Annotated in this window: 18 protein-coding genes; 10 read left to right on the forward strand and 8 right to left on the reverse strand. The window is 55.8% G+C overall.

Annotated features, from left to right (window positions below; translation table 11 throughout):
- The 6 genes from ACIQ2T_RS04910 to mltG all read left to right on the forward strand — a co-directional run.
- The coding region (locus ACIQ2T_RS04910) for an ACP S-malonyltransferase (RefSeq protein WP_397589839.1) at window positions 1–320 on the forward strand (320 nt) is incomplete at its 5' end.
- On the forward strand, window positions 320–1123 hold the full coding sequence (locus ACIQ2T_RS04915) for a crotonase/enoyl-CoA hydratase family protein (protein WP_397585347.1): 804 nt from the start codon (window positions 320–322) through the stop codon (window positions 1121–1123). The genes ACIQ2T_RS04910 and ACIQ2T_RS04915, both read left to right, overlap by 1 nt.
- Window position 1124: 1 nt before the next feature.
- Entirely contained in the window at window positions 1125–1862 is a 738-nt protein-coding gene (gene fabG / locus ACIQ2T_RS04920) for a 3-oxoacyl-[acyl-carrier-protein] reductase (protein ID WP_315471580.1), read from the forward strand.
- Window positions 1863–1955: 93 nt separating this feature from the next.
- Window positions 1956–2189 (forward strand): acyl carrier protein, encoded by a 234-nt coding sequence (locus ACIQ2T_RS04925; RefSeq protein WP_306063363.1) that lies wholly within the window; start codon window positions 1956–1958, stop codon window positions 2187–2189.
- Window positions 2190–2337: 148 nt separating this feature from the next.
- Complete coding sequence (gene fabF / locus ACIQ2T_RS04930) at window positions 2338–3594, forward strand: beta-ketoacyl-ACP synthase II (protein WP_397589840.1); 1257 nt, start codon at window positions 2338–2340, stop codon at window positions 3592–3594.
- A gap of 4 nt (window positions 3595–3598) precedes the next feature.
- Window positions 3599–4570, forward strand: a complete 972-nt coding sequence (gene mltG / locus ACIQ2T_RS04935; protein ID WP_397589841.1) for an endolytic transglycosylase MltG — start codon at window positions 3599–3601, stop codon at window positions 4568–4570.
- A 3-nt stretch (window positions 4571–4573) separates the two neighbouring features.
- Here mltG and ACIQ2T_RS04940 read toward each other — a convergent pair whose 3' ends face one another.
- Window positions 4574–6520, reverse strand: coding sequence for an alkyl/aryl-sulfatase (locus tag ACIQ2T_RS04940; RefSeq protein WP_397589842.1), 1947 nt, complete (start codon window positions 6518–6520; stop codon window positions 4574–4576).
- Window positions 6521–6615: 95 nt separating this feature from the next.
- Window positions 6616–8793, reverse strand: a complete 2178-nt coding sequence (locus tag ACIQ2T_RS04945) for a primosomal protein N' (protein ID WP_397589852.1) — start codon at window positions 8791–8793, stop codon at window positions 6616–6618.
- Window positions 8794–8933: 140 nt separating this feature from the next.
- Here ACIQ2T_RS04945 and fsa point away from each other — a divergent pair, with 140 nt between their 5' ends.
- The 4 genes from fsa (at window position 8934) to ACIQ2T_RS04965 (ending at window position 12040) form a co-directional block, all read left to right on the forward strand.
- Window positions 8934–9587 carry a fructose-6-phosphate aldolase gene (fsa, locus tag ACIQ2T_RS04950; RefSeq protein WP_315470270.1) on the forward strand — a complete coding sequence of 218 codons (654 nt, stop codon included), beginning with the start codon at window positions 8934–8936 and terminating at the stop codon, window positions 9585–9587.
- A gap of 150 nt (window positions 9588–9737) precedes the next feature.
- Window positions 9738–10373, forward strand: coding sequence for a GTP cyclohydrolase I FolE (folE, locus tag ACIQ2T_RS04955; RefSeq protein WP_397589843.1), 636 nt, complete (start codon window positions 9738–9740; stop codon window positions 10371–10373).
- Between the two features lie 100 nt (window positions 10374–10473).
- Complete coding sequence (nadC, locus tag ACIQ2T_RS04960; RefSeq protein ID WP_397589844.1) at window positions 10474–11322, forward strand: carboxylating nicotinate-nucleotide diphosphorylase; 849 nt, start codon at window positions 10474–10476, stop codon at window positions 11320–11322.
- Entirely contained in the window at window positions 11309–12040 is a 732-nt protein-coding gene (locus ACIQ2T_RS04965) for a ribonuclease T (protein WP_397589845.1), read from the forward strand. Before nadC ends, ACIQ2T_RS04965 begins: the two co-directional genes overlap by 14 nt.
- Here ACIQ2T_RS04965 and ACIQ2T_RS04970 read toward each other — a convergent pair.
- The 6 genes from ACIQ2T_RS04970 to ACIQ2T_RS04995 form a co-directional block, all read right to left on the reverse strand.
- Window positions 12037–12459, reverse strand: a complete 423-nt coding sequence (locus ACIQ2T_RS04970) for a DUF4112 domain-containing protein (protein WP_397589846.1) — start codon at window positions 12457–12459, stop codon at window positions 12037–12039. The genes ACIQ2T_RS04965 and ACIQ2T_RS04970 overlap by 4 nt on opposite strands.
- A gap of 19 nt (window positions 12460–12478) precedes the next feature.
- The gene (locus tag ACIQ2T_RS04975) at window positions 12479–13933 is read right to left on the reverse strand and encodes an ABC transporter substrate-binding protein (protein ID WP_397589847.1); all 1455 of its coding nucleotides are present in this window, start codon (window positions 13931–13933) and stop codon (window positions 12479–12481) included.
- 42 nt (window positions 13934–13975) lie between these two features.
- A complete protein-coding gene (locus ACIQ2T_RS04980; RefSeq protein ID WP_397589848.1) occupies window positions 13976–15514 on the reverse strand; it encodes a S1C family serine protease in 1539 nt (512 codons plus the stop codon).
- A gap of 30 nt (window positions 15515–15544) precedes the next feature.
- Window positions 15545–17650 carry a transglycosylase domain-containing protein gene (locus ACIQ2T_RS04985; protein WP_397589849.1) on the reverse strand — a complete coding sequence of 702 codons (2106 nt, stop codon included), beginning with the start codon at window positions 17648–17650 and terminating at the stop codon, window positions 15545–15547.
- 70 nt (window positions 17651–17720) lie between these two features.
- Window positions 17721–18713 carry a quinolinate synthase NadA gene (gene nadA / locus ACIQ2T_RS04990; protein WP_397589850.1) on the reverse strand — a complete coding sequence of 331 codons (993 nt, stop codon included), beginning with the start codon at window positions 18711–18713 and terminating at the stop codon, window positions 17721–17723.
- Window positions 18714–18895: 182 nt separating this feature from the next.
- A complete protein-coding gene (locus ACIQ2T_RS04995) occupies window positions 18896–19822 on the reverse strand; it encodes an MBL fold metallo-hydrolase (RefSeq protein ID WP_397589851.1) in 927 nt (308 codons plus the stop codon).
- Window positions 19823–20346: the final 524 nt, after the last annotated feature.

Consider the following 20346-nt stretch of genomic DNA (forward strand, 5'->3'; position numbering starts at 1 on the left):
TGCAGCCTGCCGCAGATGACATGGCAAGCGCGCTTGCGACCACAACAATCCACGCGCCTTTGGTACCGCTATTTGCCAATGTAACCGCTGCGCCTGTTTCCGACCCCGACACCATTTCTGCGCAGTTAGTGCAGCAGGTCACTGGCCGTGTGCGCTGGCGCGAATCGGCAATTGCCATGGCCGAGGCGGGCGTTACCCATTTTGCCGAGTTCGGCGGGAAAGTTCTCTCCCCGATGGTCAAACGCAGCGCGGGCGAAGACATTGCGACCTCAAGCGTCATCAGCATGGATGACATCGAAGCCTTATTGAAAGCGATATAATGACCGACCAAATCCTGCAGTCACGCGATGGCGGTATATTGACCATCACCCTTAATATGCCCGAAAAACGTAACCCGATATCGGATGTCGGCGTCGTCGATCAAATGTGCGACGCTTTCATAGCAGCGGATCAGGATATGTCGGTGCGCTGCGTTATCCTGACCGGCGCAGGGACAGTTTTTTCATCGGGTGGCGACCTCAAGCAGATGCGCCCTGATAGCGGCGGGTTGCGGGCAGGCCTGCCTGCTGAAACCCGGCGTAATTACAAATATGGTATTCAGCGGCTGCCCTTGATGTTTCAGGCGCTTGAGGTTCCGGTCGTCGCGGCGGTCAACGGGGCAGCCATCGGTGCGGGACTTGACCTGACAACGATGTGCGACATACGAATCGCTGCGGCTTCGGCAAAGTTTGCCGAAAGCTTTGTGCGTTTGGGAATCACTCCAGGTGACGGCGGCGCATGGCTTTTGCCGCGGATTGTTGGTTTTTCAAAAGCCACAGAGCTTGCCTTAACCGGTGAAACCATCGACGCAGCAGAAGCTTTGCGCATCGGGCTCGTTTCCGAAGTGGTGGACGATGCCGAATTGATGGCCGCCGCGCGCAAGGTTGCAAACAAGATCGCGGCGAATCCCCCACATGCGGTTCGGATGACCAAAAGGCTGCTGCGCGAAGGGCAGACAGCGGACCTCAAAAATATCCTCGAAATGTCGGCCGCGATGCAAAGCCTTGCGCACGCCACTGCCGATAATGACGAGGCCATCACCGCGTTTCTGGAAAAACGCGAACCCGAGTTTAAGGGAGAGTAATATGTTTGATCTAACCGGTATGACCGCGCTCGTCACGGGGGCATCGGGCGGGATTGGCAGTGCGATCTGTCAAGCGCTTGCGGCCCAAGGCGCGCGTCTTGCGGTTTCGGGCTCCAATGTGGACAAGCTTGAGGCGTTCCGAGCGTCTTTAGGGGGCGACCATGTCGCGGTTCCCTGCGACCTAGGCGACAAAGACAGCGTTGAGGCGCTTGTGCCTGCTGCGCTCGAGAAATTGGGCCAGATCGATATTCTTGTAAACAATGCCGGTGTCACCCGCGACAACCTTACGATGCGGATGAAGGATGAAGAATGGGGCGACGTTATCCGCATTAATCTTGAAGCGACATTCCGCCTGATGCGCGCCGCCACCAAGCCAATGATGAAGGCGCGCTTTGGCCGGATAATTACGATCACCAGCGTCGTTGGCACCACAGGCAATCCCGGCCAAGCCAACTACGCAGCGTCCAAAGGTGGCCTTACAGCGATGACAAAGGCCATCGCGCAGGAGCTTGCCAGCCGTAACGTGACGGCCAATTGCGTTGCGCCAGGCTTCATTGCAACCGCAATGACCGAAAGCTTGCCCGATGCCCAGAAAGACGCACTAAACGCACGCATCCCCATGGGCCGTATGGGCGAAGGCACGGACATTGGGGCTGCGGTTGCCTATCTCGCATCCAGAGAAGCTGGCTATATTACAGGCCAGACAATCCATGTGAATGGCGGCATGGCGATGCTTTGATGTACAACCGTCGCTTGCCACTTGCCAGCGGCCAATCTGGACATTAGGGCAATAATAGAAATTCATCATCCCAACCAATTAAGGGGCACAAAAATGAGCGATACCGCAGAACGGGTCAAAAAGATCGTAATCGAACATCTGGGCGTGGAAGCCGACAAGGTCACGGAAGCTGCAAGCTTCATCGACGATCTTGGCGCAGACAGCCTCGACATTGTCGAGTTGGTTATGGCGTTTGAAGAAGAATTCAACGTCGAAATCCCAGACGATGCCGCTGAAAAGATTGCCACCGTCAAGGACGCGATCGATTTCATCAACAGCAACGGCTAAGCCGCTTCGCGCAATATGTTGCGCGGTTAGTTAGAAATTCAAACGGCTTTCCGGCCAGCGTCAACAGCGCTCCAGTCGGAAAGCCGTTTGCTTTTTGGGCATTATTCACAGTAATAGGCCGCAAAGATAAGCATATGGAGATAACGCAATGCGTCGTGTCGTGGTCACCGGATTAGGTCTGGTTACACCCTTGGGTGCAGATGTTGAAACGACTTGGTCCAACCTGATAGCCGGGAAATCTGGCGCGGGTATGATTACGCATTTCGACGCAAGCGACCAGAAATGCCTGATTGCGTGCGAAGTGAAGCCAAAGGACCACCCATGGGGCTTTGACCCTGACAAGCGCGTTGACCACAAGGTGCAACGCCAGGTCGATCCATTCATTATTTTCGGAATTGATGCCGCTGGCCAAGCGCTTGAAGATGCCGGCCTCACAGAATTGACCGAAGAGCAAAAGGTGCGCGCTGGTTGCTCAATCGGATCGGGCATTGGCGGTCTTCCGGGTATCGAAAGCGAAGCGTTGCTGCTCGCAGAAAAAGGACCAAGCCGTGTCAGCCCACATTTCGTGCATGGACGCTTAATCAACCTCATTTCCGGTCAAGTCAGCATCAAATATGGGCTAAAAGGCCCGAACCACGCAGTCGTGACCGCGTGTTCGACGGGGGCGCACTCCATTGGCGATGCTGCCCGCATGATCCGCGATGATGATGCAGACATCATGGTCGCTGGTGGTTCGGAAGGCACCATAAACCCGCTCGGGATCGCGGGCTTCGCTCAAGCGCGTGCCTTAAACATGAGCTACAACGACCGTCCAGAAGCCGCAAGTCGGCCATATGACAAGGACCGCGACGGTTTTGTAATGGGTGAAGGCGCGGGCGTCGTGGTTCTGGAAGAATATGAACATGCAAAGGCACGTGGTGCAAAGATTTATGCTGAAGTTGTAGGCTACGGCCTGTCGGGCGACGCCTATCACGTAACGGCACCGCATCCTGAAGGTGACGGGGCTTTTCGGTCGATGCAAATGGCGTTGAAAAAGGCGGGCATGACGCCAGCCGATATCGATTATATCAACGCCCATGGCACATCGACCATGGCCGATACGATTGAACTGGGCGCGGTAAAGCGCCTGTTTGGCGATGCGATGTCGTATGTATCGATGAGCTCGACCAAGTCTGCCATCGGCCACCTTCTTGGCGGCGCGGGCGCGGTTGAGAGCATTTTCTGCATCTTGGCCATCCGCGATCAAATCGTGCCACCGACGCTCAATCTGGACAACCCGGATGACGGGACTGAAGGCGTCGATTTGGTTCCGCATGTGGCCAAGAAGCGTGAAGTGAAAGCTGCTTTGAACAACAGCTTTGGCTTTGGCGGTACCAATGCCAGCCTCATCATGAAAGCCATCTGACAATATGCGCCGCCTCGCCACATGGGCGATATTAGCGGCGGCGTTGCTGCTTGCAGTTATTGCCGGCAACTTCATCTATGGCTGGACTGCTGCAGGACCGCTGGAGCGCGAAACCAGTGTTGTGATTAAGCCAGGGTCAAGCATCACCTCGGCCGCTCAACAGCTTGAAAAAAGTGGCGTGGTAAAATCCGCCAGTGCTTTTGTGAACCGGGCAAAGGTGTTTGGCGCGTCCAGCACGATCAAGGCAGGTGAATTCGTCATTCCGGCGAAAGCTTCCAACTCTGACATTTTGTCCATACTGACCGGTGGGAAAACCGTGCAACGCATGGTGACCATTCCCGAGGGCATGCCGTCGATCATGGTGTATGAACGCATCATGGCGAATGATCGGCTCAGCGGCAGCATCTCTATACCGGCCGAAGGCTCAGTGCTGCCTGACAGCTATGCTTTTGACAAAAACGAACCCCGCACCGACGTCCTTCAGCGCATGCAGGACGCGATGACGAAAACAATGGCAGAGTTATGGCCGGAGCGAAGCGCAGACACCATGGTCAAAACCCCGCTCGAAGCGCTGACCTTGGCATCCATTGTCGAAAAGGAAACTGCGTTAAAGTCCGAATTGCGGATCGTCGCTGGAGTCTATTCCAATCGCTTGCGTACGGGCATGCGGTTGCAGGCTGACCCAACGATCATTTACCCGATCACAAAAGGTAAGCCGCTTGGCCGCCGTATTCGCCGATCCGAAATTACGGACGTGAATGATTATAACACCTATGCAATGGCTGGTCTGCCAAAAGGACCAATTGCCAATCCGTCGCGCGCAGCAATTGCTGCGGTGCTAAACCCGCAAAAGACTAGCGCATTATACTTCGTTGCCGATGGCAATGGCGGACATGTTTTCGCCGACACGTTGCAAGAGCATAATGCAAATGTGGCAAAATGGTACGCTCTGCGCCGCCAGCGTGGTGAAATGTAGCCCTTAAGGCTCAACGATGTTGAACGCGCCCGGCATCGGATCAAGTGCAGCCTGAAGCTTTTCAATCACCGTCCGGTCACCCTCAATCTTCAACCCTGCCATTTGGAGCTGCGCCGCGGGCATTTTGAGGAACAGCAAAGCAAGAAACAATTGGCGCGGCCCTGTTATGGTCACGGCTGGCGAAGCATGCCCTTTGCCCATTTCGCTAAACATCACCGAATTGCCAACCGTGATTTTCGCCGTTTCCTTCCGGTCCGAAATCACGAAGTTCAGCGCCAACGCTGCGTCGCCAATGATATTCGGGTCCAGCCGTGTCGCGACCGAGTCTAGCAATAGGCCCGTCGGTATCGCGGAAATCATATCGATGCTTTGCGCGCTCACGCTCGCCTTCATGCCCTCGCGCAATTCGCGTGCGCCTGACAAGAACATGTTGCGCCAAATGGCGGATTCGGCCTGATAGCCTTGCTGTTCATAGCTGTCGGCGAGCAGCGCCCGTCCCTCAATATTTTTGGGGTCCGCAAAGACAATTTGGTTCAGCAGATCCGACGACCAACGATAATCTCCAGCTTTCATCGCCTTCTTGGCCTCAGTGATGACCTTCTTCGCGCCGCCCATTGCCGCGATCATTTTGGCCGCGCTCACTTCGGGCGGATGCGGGTTCAGATTTGCAGGAACAGCATCGTACCAACCGAGATAATATTGATAAATCGCCTTCGAATTATGACTATATGTGCCGTAATAGCCCTTATTGAACCATTGATTGGCAATCGCAGGCGGCGCCTTCAAAACCTCAGCAATTTCCGCCTGAGTCATGCCCTTGTTCATCATGCGGACGGTTTGGTCATGCAAATAACGGTAATTGTCGCGTTGCCCCGACAGCCAACCTTTGACCTCTGCCTGACCAAAACGCGGCCAGCAATGGCTTGAGGCAATGATATCGCTCCGGTCACCATAAAGGTTGACCGCTTCATTCAAAAACCCGGACCAACTCAGCGTATCACGCACCTTTGCGCCACGTGGCGTCAGGATATTGTGGAGAGTACAGGTCGCGATCTCCGCCGCAAGAAACGTCCGCGACGCTGGCATGTACACATTCATCTCGGCAGGGGCTTCTGACTGAGGCACCATTTGGAACTCAAGCGTGACGCCATCAACTTCACGAAGCTCTCCCGTTTTGCGGATATCGATTGTGGGCGGAATGAGCGTAATGTCACCGCCGCCAATGCCTCTGCCAATGCCGCTGCCCATGGTTCCTTGTGGTCCGGAGGTCAAGTTGGTGCCGAACTGGAATGTGGCGCGCCTGCTCATTGCAGGACCAGCCATGACATTTTCAGACGCGGTTTCGGCGAGAAAATGTTCCGGCGCGATAATCGCCACCTTGCCGGCTTTCACATCGGCTTCGTTGATGATCCCGCGCACCCCACCAAAATGGTCGCCATGGCTGTGGCTATAGACAACTGCGGTAACTGGCCGCGCACCTAGCTTTTCATTCACAAGCTTTAGCGCAGCGGCCGCCGTATCGCGGCTCGTCAGCGGATCGATGATAATCCAGCCCGTTTGGCCCTTGATAATCGTCATGTTCGACACGTCAAAGCCGCGTACCTGCCATATATTGTCCGCCAGCGCGTAAAGACCATGTTTGCGCAACAGCCCCATATGCCGCCACAAGCTCGGGTTGACGGTGTCGGGTGACTTGCCGTCGGCCATCCAATCATACGCACCGAGATTCCAGACGGGCTTGCCATCTTTATTGGTGATGACAGGGTCGGACAAAGTACCGATAAAGCCCCGGTCCGCAAAATCGAAATCGCGGCCGTCCTCGACTGGAAGCTGCGCCGCGACGTTGCGTTGCGCCGCGATCGTCACATCAGAGGCTGGCTTGGCATCTTGTGCCCATGCGCCGGTGGCAGATACGGTGCCCAATAACGCCGCCCATAAAATTCTCCGCATCCTACTTCCTCCAAATATTTTGACAGCTAAATGCAGCATAAGATGGCGCAGGTAAATCCGCTATTTAGCCACGCATGCTGGCCTTAAAGTGCGGATCACAAGAAACTGTAAGGATCGACATCCACCCCGATACGGACGCCGCGCGGAAATTGTAGGCCACCCAACCACGTGCGGATAATTGTCTGCACTTCAACCGAGCGCTGTGCATGCACCAACAGCCGCTGACGATAGCGGCCTCGCAGCATCGCGAGCGGTGCGGGTGCTGGACCGTAGACATGCATGCCCTCCACCTTCGGTGCAGCGCCACCCACTGCGCGTGCTGCCTCAATTGCCTCCCGTTCGTCCTCGGACGAGATGATAATCGCGGCAAACCGGCCAAAAGGCGGTGCGCCAGCGGCTTTACGCTGCTCGGTCTCTGCGTCATAAAATGCATCGCGGTCGCCAGCGACCAAAGCGGCGATGACGGGGTGGTTGGGGTTGCGTGTCTGGATAAAAACTTCGCCGGGCTTTTCCCCGCGTCCCGCCCGGCCAGCGGCCTGTGCGATTTGCTGGAATGTGCGTTCTGCTGCGCGCAAATCCCCGCCCTCAAGACCCAAATCAGCGTCGATCACGCCGACCAAGGTCAGTTCAGGAAAGTGATAGCCCTTTGTTACCAATTGCGTGCCGATGATGATATCTACCGCCTTGTTTTCGACACGCGATACGAATTCGGCGGCTTTTTCCGGTGACCAGAGGGTGTCCGATGTCGCAATAATAGTGCGGGCGTTCGGCAACAGGCGGTTAACCTCGTCACTGATGCGCTCAACGCCGGGGCCACAGGCGACCAAGGTGTCGCTTTCGCCGCATTCAGGACATTCGTCCGGCGGTGGCATGACGTGGCCGCAATGATGGCAGGCGAGCCTACGAACAAGTCGGTGCTCAACCATCCAGCTTGTGCAATTCGGGCACTGAAAACGGTGACCGCAGGTTCTGCACAAGGTCAACGGCGCATATCCCCGTCGGTTGAGGAACAACAGGCTCTGTTCGCCCCGTTCGACCCGCTCTTCCAGCGCTTTCAACAATGTCGGCGCAATCCAGTGCTGCGATTCAGGCGCATCCAGAGTGAGGTCGATGGCCTTGATCTCGGGCATTTTGGCCGCACCAAAGCGTGACGGGATTTCAAGCCCTTTATATCGTCCAATCGCAACCATGTGCCGCGATTCCAGTGCGGGCGTAGCTGAAGCCAGCACGACCGGAAAGCCTTCAAAACGGCCACGCATTACTGCAACGTCGCGGGCATGGTAGCGCACGCCGTCTTCCTGTTTGAAACTGGTCTCATGCGCCTCATCAACGATGATGAGGCGTAGATTGGGAAAAGGAAGAAAAAGAGCCGAGCGCGCGCCCACGAGCACCTTCGCACTGCCATCGGCAACAGCGCGCCAGACACGGCGGCGCTGGGTGGAGCGGAGATTGCTGTGCCATACGGCTGGCTCGACGCCGAATCTGCCTTCAAAGCGCGCAAGAAACGGCGCGGTCAACGCGATTTCGGGGAGCAGGACCAGAACCTGTTTGCCCAGACGTATCGCCTCGGCGACCGCCTCAAAATAGGTTTCGGTTTTGCCTGAACCCGTGACGCCATCAAGGACGAAGGTGTCAAATCCGCCCGTCCGAACAGCCTCCACCATGCTGGTTGCAGCCGCCTGTTGTGCTTCATTCAAAGCCGGCGCAGCAAAGTCAGCTTGTGGTTCGGGCAACGGCGTGTCGACGCTGATCGTGACAGGTTCAAAGGCGCCTGCCTTGATAAGCCCGCGAATGACCGCGTCACTCACCCCAGCCTCCGCCGCCAACTCGCGCACAAGGCCCTGAGCGCCTTCCAGTGCATCCAGAGCAGCCGCGCGTTGCGGTGTAAGCCGTGCAGGTTCGAACCCCGTGCGGCGATACTCCGTAATAGTGCCTGAGGCTGTGAATGCAGCGGAAGACGCCAACACCATCCGCAACACCGCAGCATGGGTGGTCAGATAATAATCAGCAACCCAGTCAACGAGGCGGCGCAGACCCGGCCCAACTGGCGGGCATTCAACACGTTCAAGCACCGCGCGCAGTTTGCTGGCGTCCACGGGTTCGTCGCCAAAGACATCATCGTCCCAGATGACGCCCGGCAATTTGCGTGGGCCAAGCGGCACCATCACGACAGTGCCCGGACCAGCGTGCATGTCGGCAGGTAAGCGGTAATCCAGCGGACCAATCGCTTGCGTCAACAAGACGACACGGACGCGGTTGGTGGGCGGGCTCATGACGGGCGTATAGGCAATTGAATGGCTAACGTCACCACCTTCATCAGTTGCTAGCCTTCTCAATCCAATAGGCCCTGTTATTTCTGCTGCAACTTTGCCAATAAGCAGTGAACCCGAATCTCCAATCAGGAAGACGTCCCATGAAATTCTTTGCCGATACCGCTGACATTGCCGACATCAAGGATTTGGCAGCGACTGGTTTGCTCGACGGTGTGACCACTAATCCGTCATTGATTGCCAAATCAGGCCGGGATTTCATTGAGGTAACGCGCGAGATCTGCGCGCTGACCGACGGTCCGGTTTCGGCGGAAGTCGTTGCGCTTGACCATGTAACAATGATGAAAGAGGCCGAAATCTTGCGCAAGATTGCGGACAATGTCTGCATCAAGGTGCCATTGACCATTGACGGTTTGAAAACCTGCAAGGCGCTGACATCGGAAGGCACTTTGGTCAACGTCACCTTGTGCTTTTCCGCAAATCAGGCTCTTTTGGCCGCCAAGGCCGGTGCGACCTTCGTATCTCCGTTCGTTGGCCGTCATGACGACAATGGCTTTGATGGCATGCAACTCATCAGCGACATCCGTTTGATCTATGACAATTACAATTTCGGCACCGAAATCTTGGTCGCCAGCGTCCGCCACGGTGTCCATGTGCTTGAGGCAGCAAAGATCGGCGCTGATGTAATGACTGCGCCGCCTTCCGTCATCAAGGGCTTGTTCAAGCACATCCTGACCGACAAGGGCATCGAAGGCTTTTTGGCCGATTGGGCGAAAACTGGTCAGGCGATTGGTTAATTTGTGATTGCAGACAACCGCACAAACGCTGGCAAAAATCTTCGGATTTGCGGAGCTGCATCTATGGGCTATTGTCCGTATAGTTTTTAAAGGCGGGCAGACCTATCTTTAGGCAGAAGATGCGAGCACAAAGCTCGCCGGAGCCTAAAGATGAACAAGCCCGAGAAGGTGTTTCCCATCGCGCAAATACATTATGAAGACGAAATTGGTGAGAACGGCAAAATCGTCGTTCCCGATGAAGTCCAGAACGCCATCCGTACGCTGATTCGCTGGTCAGGTGATGACCCAGAGCGCGAAGGCTTGCTCGATACGCCTGCACGCGTTGGCCGCGCATGGCGTGAATATTGCGGCGGCTATGCCGAAAATCCCGCAGCGCATCTGTCGCGTACCTTTCAAGAGGTTGGTGGCTATCACGAACTGGTGTTGCTCAAGGACATTCCGTTCCAGTCGCATTGTGAACACCACATGGCGCCCATCATTGGTAAAGCATCGATTGCCTATATGCCAACGGACAAAGTCGTCGGCATTTCAAAGCTAGCACGCGTTCTGCACGGATTTGCCCAGCGGCTTCAGGTTCAGGAACGCCTGACCGCAGAAGTCGCAAACTGCATCTGGGAAAATCTAAAGCCAGCAGGCGTAGCGGTCGTTATCGAAGCGCAGCATGGCTGCATGACCGGACGCGGCGTGAAGGTACATGGCGTTGGCATGGTCACTTCAAAACTTATTGGCTGCTTCCTTGACGACCAGTCAAGCCGCAAGGAAGTGATGAGCCTGATGGGTTACTAATCTCGTTCAGCTCGGTATCTTTTGGTGTATGAAAGACCATCGGCAGCACCTAAGGTTGCGGGATAGCCCCTCTCTTCAATCCGCGCCGGACAACAGCACCATGGTCTTTACCCTTCCCCAATTCGATCTTGAGGCCTTTGTGCGGGCTACACTCGCCGAAGATCTGGGGCCGACCTCCAAGGACGTTACGTCCGAAAGCGTTATTCCAGCCGATATACAGTTTGACGGTGTCATGGACAGCCGTGATGCAATAACCGTCGCGGGCTTGCCGATTGCGGCAGCATTCTTCCGGTCGCTTGACCCTGCAATGGACATAGCAATGTTGGTCGAAGACGGCCAGCAAGTGCCAGCGGGAACGGACCTTATGCGACTAAAGGGCAATGCCCGCGCTATGTTGACGGCGGAACGGTCTGCGCTGAATACCGTGCAGCACCTCTCCGGCATCGCGACGATGACGCGGCAATATGTCGACGCAATAGCGGGCACTGGCTGTATTCTTCTGGACACAAGAAAAACCATTCCTGGCCTTCGCGTGCTGGAAAAATATGCAACCCGCATGGGCGGCGCAACGAACCATCGCATGGGATTGTGGGATGCCGCCATGATTAAAGACAACCATGTCGCGGTCGCAGGCGGCGTGGCCGAGGCGGTGGCGCGCGCACGAAATGCTGGCGTTGAACGCATTATCTTAGAGGTTGATAGCATCGCGCAGATCGAGCCTGGCCTTGCCGCAGGGGCCAGCCATTTGTTGCTGGACAATATGGATGCCGATACGCTGCGCGCGGCTGTTGCGCTCATTGCTGGCCGCGTGCCAACCGAGGCCTCGGGCGGTGTCACCTTGGAGACTATCCACGCCAAGGCGGAAACTGGAGTCACCTATATCTCCGTGGGTCGCCTCACCCAAAGCGCGCCTGCCGCTGACATTGGACTGGACTTTGCGCAGGCTTAAGGCCCTCGCATTTGCCGGCGTTGTGGCGGCTGCCCAGCCTTCGCCGCTCATCGCACAAGCGTGGCAATGCCAGCCGCCAAAGTTTCTGCCCCGTCCAGCGTTAGAATTGCCACAACCAGGTCAGGTCCGGCGCGGCACCATAGACGGCTACGTGCTGACGCTGAGCTGGAGCCCGGAGCATTGCCGTGGGCGGGAACGCGACCCGGCCCGGCGGTTCCAATGTTCTGGCGAAATCGGTGACTTCGGCTTTGTGCTGCACGGCCTTTGGCCAGAGGCGAAGGGGCCAAATCATCCACAATATTGCCGCGCTGTTGGCGTCTTGCCTCGGCGGGTCGTTACTGAAAACATCTGCCTCAGCCCCTCCCCCCAATTGCTGCAACATCAATGGGCAAAGCATGGCAGCTGCATGGCCAAAGCACCGGAAGCTTATTTTGGCGCCGCTAGGTTGCTGTTCAATGCCATTGAATTTCCCGATATGGCGCGGCTTTCGCGCGAACCCGAGCGCGGAACCCGGTTAACTGCGCAAGTGCTGGCCGAACGATTCGCCGATCTTAATGAAGGTCTGCCGTCGGATGCCATCATTGTTAAGACGACGGACAAGGGCTGGCTTGACGAAGTGCGCATATGCCTTGGGCGCGATTTCAAACCTCGGCGCTGCAGGCCATCAAGTCAACTGGCACCTGCCAAGGCACAAATCAAAATCTGGCGCGGTCGTTAGCCTTCAATAATCCGCGTCCCGGGGTGATGCTTGTCGAGATGCTTCTTGATAATCCTCAGATTCTTGGTGTTGGAACGCCAGACAAGGTCAAATGCGTCGCCCACTATTGGAATTGCGCCAATGGCTGTATCAATGCCGACATTGGCCGTCATGCGGATCAGTTGCCACTTGGACATGCCCAGGTTGCGGGCCTCCCACACCATATACGCCCCCATTGCTGCGGTTATAAGATCACCCAATACGGGCACGAGGCCAATGATGCTATCTAACCCGAACGGAATTTTCGTACCCGGAACATAAAAGGCACGTTCCAGCAATTTTTCAAGCGCTTCTACACGCATGCGCACGGCCTGCGGGTCGTTGCCCATTCCAGGTATATCTTTAGCAATCTGCGCAAACTGTTCCTGCGAAATCGGCATTGGCGTGGCTCCTTAAAACCTATGTCGGTACACGTCCGAGATATTGCAACAGGTGCCAGCCTCGACCATTGGCGACATGCCCCAAAAGACCAGGCCGGATGACAGACCAGCGCAAGGGGTTGGCAATAGGAATGAAGGAGACGGTGCTTTGTAATTCGGCCTCTGCTTGTTCCAATAACTGCGCGCGTACTGCAATGTCGGTCGTGAAACGCGCTTGGGCGACAAGTTCGTCTGCGCGTGCGTTGCAAATGGTAGCAAATTTACAAGACAGTTGATCCAAGTACCATGCGGGGCTCGATTGCTCAGCGGTGCGATCAATCAGCCGCAAATCATGCGGCCTATCGATAGTAACGCGTTCTACATCAACGCCGATGGACGCAAGATCGGCGCGCAGGCGCGCGAAGAAAATCCGGCTACCATAGCCTCGGGGTAAAGCTACACGCAAACGCCGGATGTCGCCATTTGCGCGCTTCCAATTGGCGACCGTAGCCGCCGCCATCGCTCTGCGCGCATCTATCGCTGGCTTGGCCCACTCAGGGCGCGCTATGCTGGCGCGATTGGGTAAGCTCTCAGGAACTAAAGTCACGGTTTCACGCCATGCAACAATGTCGAAAGCGGTGAGCAATTTTGGACGATCAATGGCCATGGCTACTGCTTCGCGATTTGCCTTTTCGGCCAAAAATGCACTGGATTGGACGACTTGCAAACCGAACAGCCCTGGAACTGCATCAAACCGAATTTGGTCTGCCCTAATTTTGGCCGCTTCTAGCAAAGGAAAGCTCTCAAATCGCCCACCTTCAACAATATCGCTTTGACCAAGAACATAGCGTGCGAGCACAAGTGATGCCTCGCCGCGCCGCAATGTCACCGTGGCGCCCCCTAAAACTGCTGCACCTTCAGCATCAATTTCATTACGGCGCAATTGCATCGCCCGCCCGAATTTCTTGGCCTGCATTGGCCCTGAGCCAACCCCTTTGGTTAAAAGTCCAAATTCCGGCAAAGCGAGCAATTCCAGCAAATAAGGCATAGGCGCCTTCAATCTGATCTCCACTACCTTGCCAGTCATGGCGACAACACGGTCAATGATACCAAGTTCCGGTCCAAGCTGGCCCTTACCGATCGCGCGGATCCGAGCGTTCAAAAGCCCCGCCACCTCCTGTGCCGTCAATTCGCGCCCGTCATTCCATCGCGTTTTATTCAACCGGAAGATATAGCTCAAACCATCATCAGTGACGATCCAGCGATTGGCAAGGCCGGGCGCAACGCGTCCCTTTTCGTCGAACGTGACGAGCCCTTGCGCCGTTGCTGCGCGCAAATAGGCTGAAGCGAGCGGCAAGGGCGTAGCGGACACGTTGAAGGGTCGTGGACGGTCCTCAATGACATCAATGCGCACACGCTCATTGTCGACACCTTCGGAACATCCGGCAAGCATTGCGGAACATAGCAAAAGCAAAGATGACAGCGCGCGGATCATGCCATCACCATAAGCAGTATGTCCGCGCGCACAATCCACCATTCAACGGTTAGAACATGTGAACAGCAATATCTCGTTCGGCGTCGGCGGTAATTGCGAGGCAATGGCCTTGTTCATATTTTCAATATTGGTCCGTTGGCTTGGGTCCGCGGTACAGGTTTTGACATCGTATAATTGCCGCGCTTCACGGGCCGACTGCATCGCCTCATTGCCTGGCAAAAAGCGTTCGATGCGGAAGATTTCTGTTTCTGGAACATAGCTGACCACTGATATTTGCGCATCGTTGTTAGGCACGAAACTGCGGATCCAGCGGTCACCATTTTCGACATATTGGGTGCGTCCGTTCACACACCCATCGGACTGCCACGTGAATGCGACGTCTGCAGTATCCGACATGGTGACGCGGCTGCGTTCGGGTTGCAATATACAGGTTTTCGCCACGGGTGCTAAACTGTTGACCGCCGTCTTTTGCCCGACCGCATTATCCGGCGTATCGGCAGTCAAAACCGCACGCACGCGGTCATCAACTTCGTTGAATGATGGGCGTGCGGCAAAGATTCCGACCGCCATGACAAATATCACAGCGCCTGCAGCACATGCGGCTTTGAACCGGTCGCGCTGGCCGCGTTCCGCAAACTGCCACGCGGCGCCTCCTGCGAGCGCACTTACCACCAAAAGCAAGGCCGCGAATGCCAAATAGTTTTCCCGTTCCGCGATCACCGCGTGCTCAGCGTCACTGCGAACCTTGCCTTCGCGGCTAAGTTGCAACTCAGCTGCAACGCGCGCCTCTTTTTCCATCTTTACGCGTGTCGATGCCTCAAGCTCCGCTTCGGCACGCGTCAAGTCAGCTACCGAACGACAGTCGCCACGCACGGACCGAAATTCGATGCCTCTATTGGCTAGAAAAGTCGTCAGTTCGCGGGCAGAAATGGCAAAGTAAAATTCTGCGCCACCATCGGTGGGTACCGAGCCAAAGCTGTTGATCCCAAGCACACGTCCGCAGGCATCAACAATGGGTCCGCCACTGTTGCCCGGCGCGATAGGGGCAGTATGCAAGAGTGCTTCAACCGTTTTTGACGTACGGCCCGACGATACGGTACCGCGCGTCTTAACAGGCTGCTGCGGACGAAGAACATCCGCCTCGCTCTGCTCAAGCGCTATATCGACGCTTGCGGGGTAGCCGATTGCAAATACGTCTGCGCCGTCTGCTATGACGCCGGCAAAGATGCTAGCGGGAACGAGCGAACCAGATTTTAACTGCAGCAGCGCCAGATCCTTGCCTGACAAGCTGGCGACGACCGAAGCGCGGTAGCTTTGCGCACCGTCGGACGGCACAATGACAATTTGCGCGCTGTCATCACCCCTGGCCATTTCAACCACATGGGCATTCGTCACGATTTTATCGCGGGAGACCGCAACACCAGAACCTATGCTGACGATGCTTTGCTGCCCATCGGCAGTGCTAAAAACAACCACGCGCACAACGCTACGCGATGCCGCGCTGATGTCACTTGCATCGGCAAATGCTGGCACAACCAAAACCGGCGCCAGAAACAGGAAGAAAACGGCAAGATATCGCATGATGTTATCCATGGCTGGAGAGCCCAAACATCAACGCGGTTCCGGCGCGGGTCGTTCCGCAGATGGCGCGGCTTGAATATTTGCACCATTGCGATCAAGTTTGATTTCCAGAGGTACACCGCCCACATCGGTGTTCACAATTACCCCCTTCTCTTGATCGATCCTGACATCCGAATTGCCAATGTCGATGGGCAGTTCCTGCAAATCAGGCAAATCCAATGGTTCAATCGGACCTTCGGGATCGGGCGCCTTGCGTGTTTCGGGTGCGGCTGCTGGCGCAGCATTGCGGATAGATTGTGCCATGAAATCGCGCCAGATCCGCGCGGGCAGGCCACCGCCATTTACGCCGCGTAAGGGTGTGTTGTCATCATTACCAACCCAAACGCCAACCACCAGGTCGCCTGCAAAACCGATAAACAGCGCATCGCGGTTGTCTTGGCTGGTGCCCGTTTTGCCATATGCTGGAATAGACAGACGCGCGGCGCGGGCCGTACCCTTGTTGACTGTTGCTCCCAACAGATCGAGCAACATGCGGTGCATGCGACCACTAAAGGCGCGTGGGCCGGAAAACAGCCACTCGATCCAGCCTTGCTCTTCGCGCTTAAACGCATGGGGTTCGACAGGCCATTGGTTGCTCGCCACACCAGCATAGGCGGATGTCAGTTCGATCAAGGTCACCCCTGAACTGCCCAGCGCAAGGCTTGGGTCCAGCGTCAATGGGCTGCGAATGCCAAGGTCTTGCGCTGCTTGCTCAATCTCTTGGCCACCTATTTTTTGGTAAAGCCGCACCGCGGCAACATTGCTCGACTGGGCAAATGCCTGCTCAAGGGTGATATCCCCACGATAGCGCTGTCCTGAATTTTTAGGGCGATACGCGCCTTCATTAATTGGCGTATCCGCAATCATAGATTGCGGAGTCATGCCAGACCGCAACGCCGCCAGATAAACAAACAATTTGAATGTAGACCCTGGCTGCCGCTTTGCCTGCGTAGCGCGGTTGAAGGCAGATTCCTTATAACTTTTACCCCCGACCATAGCGACAACCTCGCCATTGGGACGCATCGCAACAAGCGCGATTTGCGCCCCAGCGACGCCAGAGCGGGCCACCACCTTGCGCGCAATATTCTGTAAACGCGCATCGAGCGTTGTGGTCATCTGCACGTCGGCATAGCCGCTTTCCGTTAGCAACCGCGCCTGCGGGATCGCCCAGTCGGCAAAATAGGTGCCTGTCGGTAAAGTCTCTCGTACACGCACGTCGAGCCGCGCCACAGGGGTGGCATCGGCCTTTGCTTGAGTGATAACCTTATTAGCAACCATCGCCTTTAGAACAAGCCTGGCGCGCTTTGCAGCACGTTCTGGGTTCTTTGTCGGGGCCAAGCGCGATGGCGCTTGCACAAGGCCTGCCAACATGACCGCTTGGCTCAGCGTCAAACGCTCCGGCTGACGGTAGAAATAATGCAAGGATGCGGCGCGCAGGCCATACACATTATCACCGAAATAGACGTTGGACAGATAGCGCCCCAGAATTTCATCCTTTGTCAAACGCCCTTCAAGCCAGAACGCGATGAGCATTTCTCGCGCCTTCCGCGTCAAGTTTCGCTCAGGTGTTAGAAACGTAAATTTCGCAAGCTGCTGAGTAATCGTGCTGCCACCTTGCGTCATGCCGCTGCCAAACGCGTTCGACCAAGCGGCACGGGCAAGGCCGCGCGGATCAACACCAAAGTGCGAATAAAAGCGGCGGTCTTCGATCGAAAGAAAAGCCTGAACAACATGCGGCGGCAATTCGCGGACATCGACAGGCTTATCGACGATCGCGCCATTGCGCGCGATAGGCGTGCCATCGGACGCCAGTAAAGTAATGCGTGGCGGCGCGATAGGCTGAAGCGATTTTGATAAAGGCGCGGTAACGGCAAGCCACAGCAGTAGCAGCATAAACAGAGCGATACATGCAGCGATGGTCCGGCTAATCCACCACCAGCGGGTTTTACCCAGAAATAGAAGTTTCCCGGCGGCGGGCTGTCCATTGTTCGACGGATGCGTATCGTCGGGAAAAGGTTGCGCGTAGCTCTCGTCGAAAGCGGCAAGCCGACTATCGATATCCGTGTTTTGATTAGAAGAGGATCGCCAAAAGAGCATTGGATGGCTGTATTATATCGATATAACGGTGAAGGCGAGTGTATATTTGATACACCTCGTCATCGGCCAATCAAGCCCTACCAAGGTCGCCCTTACCCAATGTGCCGCCTGCCATTTCGAGCATGCGGTCTAGGCTCTTTTTGGCGGCAAGACGCACATTTTCGTCTAGTTCGATTTGCGGTTGGAGATCACGCAAGGCGAGATATAATTTTTCCATCGTGTTCAGCGCCATATATGGACAGATGTTGCAAGCGCAATTTCCGTCGGCGCCGGGTGCACCGATGAAGGTTTTGGTGGGTTCGGCCTTTTCCATTTGGTGGATAATGTGCGGCTCAGTGGCGACGATCAGGGTGTCGCCTTCCATCGTTTGGGCATATTGCAGGATGCCACTTGTGCTACCGACATAATCCGAATGATCGATGATATGCGGCGGGCATTCGGGGTGTGCAGCAACTGGAACGCCGGGATATTGGGCTTTAAGTTTCAAAAGCTCGGTTTCCGAAAACGCCTCGTGCACGATGCACACGCCCGGCCATAACAACATTTCGCGGTTGAATTTGCGGCTGAGATAGCCGCCCAGATGGCGGTCAGGTCCAAAGATGATTTTCTGTTCTGGCAGGATCTGGCTCAGGATTGTCTCCGCGCTGCTGCTGGTCACGATAATGTCGGACAATGCCTTCACTTCGGCAGAGCAGTTGATGTACGTCAGCGCGATATGGTCGGGATGCGCCGCACGAAACGCTTTGAATTTTCCTGGGGGGCAGGCGTCCTCCAGCGAGCAGCCAGCGGCCATATCCGGCAGAATGACCGTTTTCTGTGGGCTTAAAATCTTGGCAGTTTCCGCCATAAACTTCACGCCGCAAAAAGCGATGACATCAGCATCGGTTTCCGCTGCGCGCTTGCTTAATTCAAGGCTGTCACCGACAAAATCGGCGAGATCCTGTATCTCTGGCTTTTGATAATAATGCGCAAGTATGACGGCGTTGCGTTCTTTTTTCAGCCGCGCGATTTCGGCGAGCAGGTCAATACCTTGCAGGTTTTCACGGGCGGTGGGGGCGTTCATGCTTTCATACCTTTGCCATGCCGAACATATCTCGACAGCTGATTTCAAAGTCTATGTGGTCGATTTGGTGTCGCGAAACAAGATCAGCCGGGCAACTTTGCGATTGGCCCGGTGCCTAAGCAGCCATGCGCCATTCTCCCCGAAGTTGGCACATCGCGAAACGATGCAAAAACAAGACGCCGTTAAATGGGCTCCAAGGTGTCCGCTGTCAGATGCCACCCATCGCCCTGCGCCGCCACGCGGCCCTGATTTTGCAAATCAATCAAATGCGCAAGGACCGATCGTCCCGCGGCGCCGATGAGGCGGGGGTCCAACCCCTTATACATCGCCGCTACCATATTGGGCACATGCCCCTCACCTGCCTCAAGCAACTTCACGATCTGCCGCTCGCGTTGACGGCGATGGCCAATCATACCGCGCACAAGCTGGCGTGGATTTTCAACTGCAGGGCCGTGGGCGGGGTAATAAATGCGGTCTTCACGGTCGTACAACTTCTGCAGGCTCGCCAGATAGTCACTCATGTCGCCATCGGGCGGGCTAACAACGCTCGTCGACCATTTCATGACATGGTCGCCTGTAAACAGCGCGCCACTCTCCTGCAACGCAAAGCACAGATGATTGCTGGTGTGCCCCGGCGTTGCCACCGCCTCCAGAGTCCAGCCATCGCCAGAGATAATCTCCCCATCGGTCAGGATGCGGTCAGGGCGGTAGTCCGGGTCAAAGGCACTGTCGGCCCGCGGCCCATCATCGCGCAGAACCAAAGGTGCACAGCCAATGATTGGCGCGCCAGTTGCTGCTTTTAACGGCGCTGCGGCAGGCGAATGGTCGCGATGTGTGTGTGTGCATAGGATCGCCACGACCTTGGCATCGCCGATGGCGTGCAAAATCGCCTCAACATGCCCCTCGCCGCGTATGTCGGCGGGATCACCAACGCTCTGACCGCTGCCAACTGGACCCGGATCAATTACGGCAACATCTTTGCCATTCCCGACAATCCATGTTTGCGTCCCCGTATAGGTATAAGGCGAGGCATTGGGCGCAAGCACCCGACGCACGAGCGCTTCATGCTGTTCGGTTCCGCCTGCTTTGATGGTGTCTGGCCAATTCATTACTGCAATATGGCGCATGAGGGACAAAAGAGAAAGGGGACGATGAGCGGAATATCCTGCGGGTGCAATCTACGCCATTGGGGTCAAGCCGATGTCCAACATGATTATAATGCTTTTGGAAGTTAAAATACTGATAAAATTTGTTTTATGTGACTTATGCTGAGCATGATGAACCTTCCCTAAAATCGGCTACCCACCTCTCAAGCATTTTACTTGAGTTTGCTCAAGCAACAAAAGCTATAGTGGCGTATACCGTTGGCGTGGGGGATTTGTTACCAGATTGACACAATATGTCTAGCGGTGTCATATGGCGACAATATTTTGACGCGTACTGTTGCAATGTTGCCATAGTGCCGCTTTAGGGACCGAGAAGGACAATAGTTGCCATTTAAAATCATCATGCAACAAGGGGGCTTTGACCTGTTGCGCGATGACGTCAGCATGTTGGCGCATCGCGATGATACCCCTGCAATTACGCTGGGGATCGGCGTACCTGATCTGGAAATGGTTCGTGGTAACTTTCG

It is taken from the genome of Sphingorhabdus sp., assembly GCF_044357595.1.
Taxonomy (GTDB): Bacteria; Pseudomonadota; Alphaproteobacteria; order Sphingomonadales; family Sphingomonadaceae; genus Sphingorhabdus_B.

Excerpts from the sequence above, each read along its gene's own strand:
- ACIQ2T_RS04970 (WP_397589846.1), bottom strand. The coding sequence starts at position 12,459 with ATGCCGATTTCGCAGGAACAGTTTGCGCAGATTGCTAAAGATATACCT.
- folE (WP_397589843.1), top strand. The coding sequence starts at position 9,738 with ATGAACAAGCCCGAGAAGGTGTTTCCCATCGCGCAAATACATTATGAA.
- fabG (WP_315471580.1), top strand. The coding sequence starts at position 1,125 with ATGTTTGATCTAACCGGTATGACCGCGCTCGTCACGGGGGCATCGGGC.
- nadC (WP_397589844.1), top strand. The coding sequence starts at position 10,474 with ATGGTCTTTACCCTTCCCCAATTCGATCTTGAGGCCTTTGTGCGGGCT.
- fabF (WP_397589840.1), top strand. The coding sequence starts at position 2,338 with ATGCGTCGTGTCGTGGTCACCGGATTAGGTCTGGTTACACCCTTGGGT.
- ACIQ2T_RS04925 (WP_306063363.1), top strand. The coding sequence starts at position 1,956 with ATGAGCGATACCGCAGAACGGGTCAAAAAGATCGTAATCGAACATCTG.
- ACIQ2T_RS04940 (WP_397589842.1), bottom strand. The coding sequence starts at position 6,520 with ATGCGGAGAATTTTATGGGCGGCGTTATTGGGCACCGTATCTGCCACC.
- nadA (WP_397589850.1), bottom strand. The coding sequence starts at position 18,713 with ATGAACGCCCCCACCGCCCGTGAAAACCTGCAAGGTATTGACCTGCTC.
- ACIQ2T_RS04995 (WP_397589851.1), bottom strand. The coding sequence starts at position 19,822 with ATGAATTGGCCAGACACCATCAAAGCAGGCGGAACCGAACAGCATGAA.
- ACIQ2T_RS04980 (WP_397589848.1), bottom strand. The coding sequence starts at position 15,514 with ATGCGATATCTTGCCGTTTTCTTCCTGTTTCTGGCGCCGGTTTTGGTT.
- fsa (WP_315470270.1), top strand. The coding sequence starts at position 8,934 with ATGAAATTCTTTGCCGATACCGCTGACATTGCCGACATCAAGGATTTG.
- mltG (WP_397589841.1), top strand. The coding sequence starts at position 3,599 with ATGCGCCGCCTCGCCACATGGGCGATATTAGCGGCGGCGTTGCTGCTT.
- ACIQ2T_RS04915 (WP_397585347.1), top strand. The coding sequence starts at position 320 with ATGACCGACCAAATCCTGCAGTCACGCGATGGCGGTATATTGACCATC.
- ACIQ2T_RS04945 (WP_397589852.1), bottom strand. The coding sequence starts at position 8,793 with ATGAGCCCGCCCACCAACCGCGTCCGTGTCGTCTTGTTGACGCAAGCG.
- ACIQ2T_RS04985 (WP_397589849.1), bottom strand. The coding sequence starts at position 17,650 with ATGCTCTTTTGGCGATCCTCTTCTAATCAAAACACGGATATCGATAGT.
- ACIQ2T_RS04975 (WP_397589847.1), bottom strand. The coding sequence starts at position 13,933 with ATGATCCGCGCGCTGTCATCTTTGCTTTTGCTATGTTCCGCAATGCTT.